We start from the raw sequence: 7,686 nt of genomic DNA on the forward strand, positions 1-7,686 counted from the left end.
CGGCGGACGGCGCAGGTCTACGCTCGAACGCGAAGCTAGGAGGTCGGCGTGTCGGGGCTGCTCGAACGCGAACATGAACTCGACGCCGTGCGGGCCGCGGTCGCGGCCTTGCGCGCGGAGCGCGCGGGCGGGCTCCTCGTGGTGACCGGGGCGGCGGGGCTGGGGAAGACCAGCGTGCTCGCGGCCGCACGCGAGGCGGCGTGCGGCGAGGGTCTGCTGGTGCTGGCCTCCCGAGGTGGCGAGCAGGAGCAGGGCTCGGCGTTCACCGTCGTGCGGGGGCTGCTGAGGCCGCTGCTGGAGGACGTCTCCGACGAGGCCCGGCAGGAGCTGCTCGGCGGCTGGAACGCCATCGTCGGCGCCGCGTTGGGCGTCGGCCCGAGCGCCGGCGCCGCCCCCGACCCCCAGGGCGTGCGGGACGGCCTGGACTGGGTCGTCACCAACCTCGCCTTCTCGCGTGGTCCGCTGGTGATGGTCGTCGACGACGCGCACTGGGCCGACGCCGAGTCGCTCGCCTGGCTGGCCGCGTTCGCCGGGCGCGTCGCGGACCTCCCGGTGCTGCTGGTCGTCGCCTACCGGCCGGACGAGCTGCCGGAATGGGCGGACGCCTTCCGGGTCATGGCCGGCGACAACGGGGCCACCCCGCTGGGGCTCTCCGCGCTCACGCCCGAGGCGGTGGACGCGCTCGTGCGCTCCCTCTACGCCACGGACGAGGAGGCCGAGGCCCCGGCCCGGGTCGAGGGCCACCCCGACAACGGCGACGGCCCGGACGCCGCCGACGTGATCGGCGCGTTCGCCCGCGACATCTGGGCGGTCACCGGCGGAAACCCCTTCGAGACCGTCCAGTTGGCGGCCATGGCGCGTGCGCGCGGCATCGTCCCGAGCGAGGACTCCTGGGTCCGGCTGCGCGAGCTGGCCGCGGAGAGCACCGGCAGCGGGCTCATCTCCAGGCTGCGACGCCTCGGTTCCGGGCCCGTGCGGCTCGCTCGCGCGGTGGCGGTGCTCGGCATCGCGACGCCGGTCGAGCAAGCCGCGGAGGTCGGGGGCCTCGGACCGGCCGAGGCGGACGCCGCAGCGGAGCGGCTGCGCCACGAGCGCGTGCTGACCGGACGACAGATTCTGGAGTTCGTGCACCCGTTGATCGCGACCTCCGTCTACCGGAGCATCCCGGAGGAGGAGCGCAGCGATCTGCACGCCCGTGCGGCGAGGACGGTGCTGGAGGCCGGGCGCAGTCCGATGGTCGCGGCGCGGCACTGGCTGGAGGTCCCGCCGGCCGGTGACGCCCGCGTCGTCGAGCAACTGCGCTCGGCGGCACAGCTGTTCATGCAGTCGGGTGCGCCCGAGACCGCGCAGCGCTGCCTGGCGCGGGCCGTGGAGGAGCCGCCGCCGGTGTCCGAGCGGGCGCACGTGCTCTTCGAACTCGGCTGCTCCACCCTGCTCTACGATCCGGCCGCCACCGCGGACCAGCTGCGGATGGCGCTCTCCCAGCCGGTGATCCCGGAACCCCTGCGCCACGAGATCAGCGTCCGGCTGGCCCAGTCGCTCGCGCACAGCAACAGCCTCGCCGAGGCCGCCGAGACCATGTCGGCCGAGGTGCAGCGCGCCGAGGACGCGGAGCTGCGCCTCAAGATGCAGGTGTGGCAGTTCATGTGGGGCGCGTTCGACGCCTGGGAACAGGGCTCGGAGGAGCGTTCGAAACGCCTGGCGGACCTGGCCGAGCGGCTGGACGTGGAGGGTGACCGCTCCATCGCCGCCCGCTACGTGCTGGGCCTGCGAGCCTGGGACGCGACGGTGCGCGGCGAGCCCGTCGACGTGGCACTGCACTACAGCGACCGGGCGCTGGAGGGCGAACTGCGCTGGGCGCACCCGGAGTGGGGCTTCGAGGTGCCGGTGCTGGTCGCGCTCACCTACATGTACGGGGATCGGCGCGAGCGGGCCCTGGAGCTGTTCGCGAAGGGCATCGAGGAGTACGAGCAGGCCGGCTGGCGCGGCGCCCACCTCTCCTTCGGGCACACCATCCTCGGCTACGTCCACTACCGCACCGGCGACTTGGCGGAGGCGGAGAAGGAGGCCCGGTACGGCCTGGAGCTGGCCAACCGCGTCGGCGAGGGCACGCCCGTCCACTGGTACGCGGTCGGCACCCTGGTCGCGGTCCTGACGGCACGCGGCGCGACGGCGGAGGCGCGCACGCTGACCGAGCGGTACAGCTTCCGCGCGCCGTACTCCAACGCCGTCGTCTTCCCCGACGCGCAGACGGTGCGCGGTGTCTTTCTGCTGGCGTCGGGCGAGTTCGTGGACGCCGAGGCGGAACTCTCCCAGGCGGGAGCCCGCCTGGACGGCCGCGGCATGCGCAACCCCGGCTGGTGCGGCTGGCAGCGCGGCCTCGCCGCCGCTTGCGCGGGCCTCGGCGACCTGGACCGCGCCCGGGAGTTGGCCGCGGACCAGCTGGAGCGGGCGGAGTGCTACGGCACGCGCTCCGCCATCGGCACCGCTCTGCGCGCGTCAGCGGAGCTCGAGCCCGACCCGCGGGCGCGCCTTGACCGCCTCCGACTCGCCGTGCAGTTCCTGGAAGGTGTCAGCGCCCCCTACGAACTCGCCCGCGCACTGCACGAGTTGGCCGTCACGGTGGCCGCCTCCGGCGAGGACGCGACGGAGGCGTTCCGCAACGCGACCCGGGCGGCGGAGTCCTGCTCCGCCGACGCCCTGGCGCGCAGCGCGGGGGAGCGCGTCCGCGCGTAGCCGTGCGCCCCGAACCACCGCCGGGTTCGGGGCCGGTGATCGCGTGTCGGTGCGGGCCACTAGGCTTTCCCTGTGGCAGCGCGTCCTTTGCATGAGATCGTCGAAAGCGGTTGGGCCCAGGCCCTCGCCCCCGTCGCGGGCGATGTGGCGGTGATGGGGGACTTCCTTCGCGGGGAGAACGCCGCCGGGCGTGGCTACCTCCCGGCCGGCGCGAACGTGCTGCGCGCGTTCCAGCAGCCGCTCGCGGACGTGCGCGTGCTGATCGTCGGGCAGGATCCGTACCCGACCCCCGGCCACGCGGTCGGTCTCTCCTTCTCGGTCGCGCCGGAGGTGCGGCCGCTGCCGGGCAGCCTGATCAACATCTTCACCGAGTACCAGCGGGACCTCCAGCTGCCCGCACCCACCAACGGCGACCTCACGCCGTGGACCAGCCAGGGCGTGCTGCTGCTCAACAGGGTGCTGACCACCGCGCCGCGCAAGCCCCGCGCCCACAGCGGCAAGGGCTGGGAGGCCGTGACGGACCAGGCCATCCGCGGCCTCGTCGCCCGCGACGCGCCGCTGGTGGCGATCCTCTGGGGCAAGGACGCCCGCGGCCTCAAGCCACTGCTGGGCAACGTGCCCTGCATCGAGTCCTCCCACCCGAGCCCCTACTCGGCGGACTACGGCTTCTTCGGCTCCCGCCCCTTCAGCCGCGCCAACGACCTCCTGGCCAAGCAGGGCGCCCAGCCCGTGGACTGGCGCCTGCCCTGAGGCCCCCCGAGCACCGTCTTCTCCGGGGGCGGGATTTTCCTCGCCGAGGAGCTGCCCTGGAGGGGATTCCGCGCATGCCCGTCACCGCGACGACCGGGACGCCCGACCTGACCGGCCTCCGCCCCGCGCGCAGCCTCGCTGCTGTGCTGCTCGCCCGGCGCGCAGTCGTCCACCTCCCGACGCACGTCAGCGGGAGGACGGGGGGTGAGCGCGGGTCGGCCGGGGTCGCACTGCTGGAGGCGGACCTGCTCGGCCGGGGCTTGCTGCTGTCCGGGCCGCTCCGGAACGCGGCCGCCCGGGCTGCCGCGGTCGCCGTCCGCCACGTCGACGGCTCCGCCACCTGCTACACGCGGCGCGGGCACGAGGAGATCTCCGGCTTCGCCGCGCGGAGCGGCTCCCTGGACCACGACGGCAGCGCTGGAGAACTCCTCGCCTCGTCACCGGCCCAGCTCGCCTACCTGTTGCGTGGCGACGTGCCGCTCGCCGAGGGCGCCGAGGTGTATGCCGTGTACCCGGCCTCCACGGACGCCTGCCTCTGCTCCGATCAGGCATGAAACGGCTGGCCGGTGGGGTCACACCGTGGTGCCGATGCCGCCGTCGACGGGGATGACGGCGCCGGTGACGTAGGACCCCGCGCGGCTGGCGAGGTAGACGGCGACGCCGGCCATGTCGTCCGGGCGGCCGATGCGGCGCAGGGGTGCGGACGCGGCGATCTGGTCCCCGACCGCGGCCAGGGTGGCGGCCATCATCTTCGACTCGAAGGGGCCGGGGGCGATCGCGTTGACCGTGATGTGCTGCGGCCCCAGCTCCTTCGCCAGCACCCGGGTCAGGTGGTGCAGGCCGGCCTTGCTCGCGGCGTAGGAGTAGGTGGGCAGGGGGCTGACGTGGAGGCCGTCGATCGAGCCCACGTTGATGATCCGGGCAGGGGAGTCCGGCGTGCCCGCGGCGCGGAGTAGCGGCAGCAGGGCCTGGGTGAGCAGGAAGGGGCTCCGCAGGTTGAGGTCCATGACCTTGTCCCAGCCGCTGACGGGGAACTCGTCGAGCGTCGCGCCCCAGGTGGCGCCCGCGTTGTTGACCAGGATGTCCAGCCCCTGCTCGCGGGCGGAGAGCTCCTCGGCGACACGGGCGATCTCCGCCTCCTCGGAGAGGTCCGCCGGGAGCGCGACAGCCTCGCCGTGCTGATTCAGCTCGGCCGCGGCGGCCTCGCAGGCCTCCGGCTTGCGGGAGCTCACGTAGACCTTCGCGCCCGCCTCGACCAGGCCGCGGGCGATCATCAGACCGATGCCCCTCGTCCCGCCGGTGACCAGGGCCGTCCTGCCGGCGACGGAGAAGAGATCACTCACAGCTGCTCCCGGGAGTCCTCGTGGTGGGGAGCACCACGCTAGTCGAGCTGCGAACTGCTGTGTCGGATGGTGATCGTGAGGAACTGTCACCCTAAAGAGTGAACTGACTGCGTGTGCTGACGTGGTGACACACGGTTCGCAAGAATAAGCGGCGTCCGCATCCGTGCATCGCCCATCTTTTCCCGGCGTGTACGTACGTTCCCAGGTGGGGGTTACACCGTGCTGTCCCTGTCCCGTCGTCGTCGCTTCGCCACGCCCTTCGCCCTGTCCGGCGCACTCGCCGCGGTCTCGCTGATGGGGGTGGCCGAACCCGCGCACGCGACGACGGGAGCCGGCACCGCCTCCGCCGCCACGGCGGAGGTCGCGCTCGACGTCCGGCTGCTCAGCGCGGCCGACATCCCCGTCGACGTCTCGCTCAACAAGATCTCCGCGCCCGCGTCGCGCAGCGGTGCCGCGCTCTCGACGGTCGTCGGCAGCGGGGTCGAGAACGACCAGCCGGTCAACTTGCTGATGGCGCAGGTCGGCCAGACCGACGCCGTCGTCGACGCCCACGGCTCGCGCGCGTCCGTCACCCTCGCCGACGCGCACCTGCACCTGCCCGGCCTCCCGCTGACCGAGCTGGTCGGCCTCAAGGCCGTGTCCGCCGAGGCCGACTGCCCCGTCGACGGCGCGCCGAGCGCGAGCGCGCAGGCGCTCGGCGACCTCACGATCCTGGGCGTCCACGTGCATCTCAGTGCTCACGGCGACACCGTCGTCCGGGTCCCGGCCCTGGGCGTGGTGGATCTCAAGCTCTCCCAGCACAGCACGACGTCCGACTCGGCGGCGGCGACGGCGATCGAGCTGGACGTGGACGTGAACCCGCTGGCGCTGAACGTCTCGGCGGTGCGGGGGAAGATCGTGCTCGCCGACGTCTCCTGCACCAGGGGCGCGGACCACGGCGGCTCCGGCGGCGGGACGGGCGGTGGCGGGTCCGACGGCGGTGGGGCGAGCGGCGGTGCGACGGGTGGCGGTTCGGACGGCGGTTCGGGTGGCGGGACGCCGTCGAGCGGTCCGTCGCAGGGCGTGAGCGGCGGCGGCACCGGTGGCTCGGGCGGCGTCGGCGCAGCGGGCGGCGGCGGGACGGGCGGCGCGAGCCCGGTGGCTGCGGTGTCCAGCTCCCCGGCCGCGCCGGCCGGTTCGACACACTTGGCGGAGACGGGCAGCAGCAGCGCCACGCCGGTGATCGCGGGCGTCGGGCTGGTCGTCCTCGGCGCGGGCGGCGGCGTCCTCGCCCTGGCGCGCCGCCGACGCCGCGGCTGACCCTGCGGGCTGCAGCGGATCGTTCCCGCACGTCGGAGGCGAGGGCGGTGCCTCCGCCGTGCTTCCCCGCCTCCGCCCCCAACGGCGAGCAGGGGCCGCAGCGCGCTGAGGGGAGCTCCGCCCGGAGCGGCATGCCCGAGGACGGCGGCCCGGAATCGTCCCGGCCGTCCGGCCGCGGGCGCCGACGGCGTGGGCTCTCCGAGTCGTCGGCACGGCCCTCCCGGCTCGGCGGGCAGGTGCCGCACGTCGGAGGCGCGGCTGACCAAGGGTGCCGTCGTCTGCGGCCTTCGACGACGGGCGAGGGGGCCGGGGCGTCCCGGTGGGGCTGGCCTTAGTCGGCGCGGCAGTGGCGGAGGGCGGTGCAGAAGGCGTCGGTCGTGGCGCGGTCGCGGACCGCGATGCGGAGCCAGTTGGGGCCGAGGCCCGGGAAGGTGTCGCCGCGGCGGACGGCGAAGCCGGCCTCGCGCAGGCGGAGGCGGACCTTGTCCGCGTCGGGCAGTTCGACGAGCACGAAGGAGCTCGCCGGTACGCCGTGGACCCGGACGCCGGGGTTCTCGGCGAGCCGCGCCAGCAGGTGCGCGCGGTCGACGGCCGTCGACCGCGCGGCGGCCTCCGCCTCCGCCCGGGCGCTCGGGGTGCACGTCGCGATCGCCGCGGCGAGCGCGGGGGAGGAGACCGGCCACAGCGGTTGTGCGGCCTCCAGCCGCGCGATCAGCTCCGGTGCGGCCAGCACGTAACCGATGCGCAGCCCGGCCAGACCCCAGGTCTTGGTCAGGCTGCGCAGCACGACCAGACCCGGCAGGTCGCGGCGGCCGGCGAGACTCTCGGGCTCGCCGGGCACCGTGTCCGCGAAGGCCTCGTCCACCACCAGGACGCGGCCGGGACGGGTCAGCCCGGCCAGCGTCGTGGCCGGATGCAGAACGGAGGTGGGGTTGGTGGGGTTCCCGACCACGACCAGATCGGCAGCGGAGGGGAGCGCCGAAGGGTCGAGGCGGAACCCGGCCTCCGGAGGGAGCACCAGGCGGTCCACCGGGTGCCCGGCGTCGCGCAGCGCGGCTTCGGGCTCGGTGAACTGCGGGTGCACCACGACGGCGTGGCGGGGGCGCAGGGCGCGTGCGAGGAGCACGAAGGCCTCCGCCGCGCCGGACGTGAGCAGCACCTCCTCGGGCGTGCGCCCGTGCCGTGCGGCGACGGCGGTGCGCGCGGCGGCGCCGTCGGGATAGGCGGCGAGGCCGGCGAGGCTGTCGGCGAGGACCTCGCGCAGCCACGCGGGTGGGGTCCCCGTCCGCACGTTGACTGCGAGGTCGACCAGTCCGCCGCCGACCTCGGTGTCGCCGTGGTGACGCAGCAGGTCGCCGTCGTCAGTGCGCATGGCTGTGGTCGTGGTGGTGCCCGTGACCGCCGTGCCCGTGAGCGCCGTGGTCGTGGGTCGGGTCGTCGGGGTGGTGGTGCGGGCGCTGCGGCGCGCCGACCTTGGCCTCGAAGCCCGGCATGGCGATGCGGTAGACGCAGGTGTCGCAGTTCATCCGCAGGTCGCCCTGCTCGGTCTCGCGGTAGC

General features: G+C 74.7%; 6 protein-coding genes and 1 pseudogene. 4 read left to right on the forward strand and 3 right to left on the reverse strand.

The window, feature by feature from the left end; genetic code table 11:
* The first annotated feature begins 48 nt into the window (after nt 1-48).
* The 3 genes from TR48_RS01225 to TR48_RS01235 all read left to right on the forward strand — a co-directional run bounded on the left by TR48_RS01225 (nt 49) and on the right by TR48_RS01235 (nt 4,040).
* On the forward strand, nt 49-2,736 hold the full coding sequence (locus TR48_RS01225) for an ATP-binding protein (RefSeq protein ID WP_052442315.1): 2,688 nt from the start codon (nt 49-51) through the stop codon (nt 2,734-2,736).
* Between the two features lie 72 nt (nt 2,737-2,808).
* Complete coding sequence (locus tag TR48_RS01230) at nt 2,809-3,486, forward strand: uracil-DNA glycosylase (RefSeq protein ID WP_042363847.1); 678 nt, start codon at nt 2,809-2,811, stop codon at nt 3,484-3,486.
* A gap of 74 nt (nt 3,487-3,560) precedes the next feature.
* Nucleotides 3,561-4,040 (forward strand): hypothetical protein, encoded by a 480-nt coding sequence (locus tag TR48_RS01235; protein WP_042363848.1) that lies wholly within the window; start codon nt 3,561-3,563, stop codon nt 4,038-4,040.
* Between the two features lie 18 nt (nt 4,041-4,058).
* On the opposite strand, the gene TR48_RS41500 is transcribed toward TR48_RS01235, so the two are convergent.
* Complete coding sequence (locus TR48_RS41500; protein ID WP_042363849.1) at nt 4,059-4,829, reverse strand: glucose 1-dehydrogenase; 771 nt, start codon at nt 4,827-4,829, stop codon at nt 4,059-4,061.
* 219 nt (nt 4,830-5,048) lie between these two features.
* Between TR48_RS41500 and TR48_RS41505 the strand changes: the two genes are divergently transcribed.
* Entirely contained in the window at nt 5,049-6,128 is a 1,080-nt protein-coding gene (locus TR48_RS41505; protein WP_052442316.1) for an LAETG motif-containing sortase-dependent surface protein, read from the forward strand.
* 331 nt (nt 6,129-6,459) lie between these two features.
* Here the strand turns inward: TR48_RS41505 and cobC are convergent, their stop codons facing one another.
* Nucleotides 6,460-7,500 carry an Rv2231c family histidinol phosphate aminotransferase CobC gene (gene cobC, locus TR48_RS01250; protein WP_042363850.1) on the reverse strand — a complete coding sequence of 347 codons (1,041 nt, stop codon included), beginning with the start codon at nt 7,498-7,500 and terminating at the stop codon, nt 6,460-6,462.
* Nucleotides 7,490-7,686: pseudogene (locus TR48_RS01255) on the reverse strand (sirohydrochlorin chelatase); the annotation flags it as partial. The pseudogene TR48_RS01255 and the gene cobC, both read right to left, overlap by 11 nt.

Source organism: Streptacidiphilus neutrinimicus (assembly GCF_000787815.1).
Classification (GTDB): domain Bacteria; phylum Actinomycetota; class Actinomycetes; order Streptomycetales; family Streptomycetaceae; genus Streptacidiphilus; species Streptacidiphilus neutrinimicus.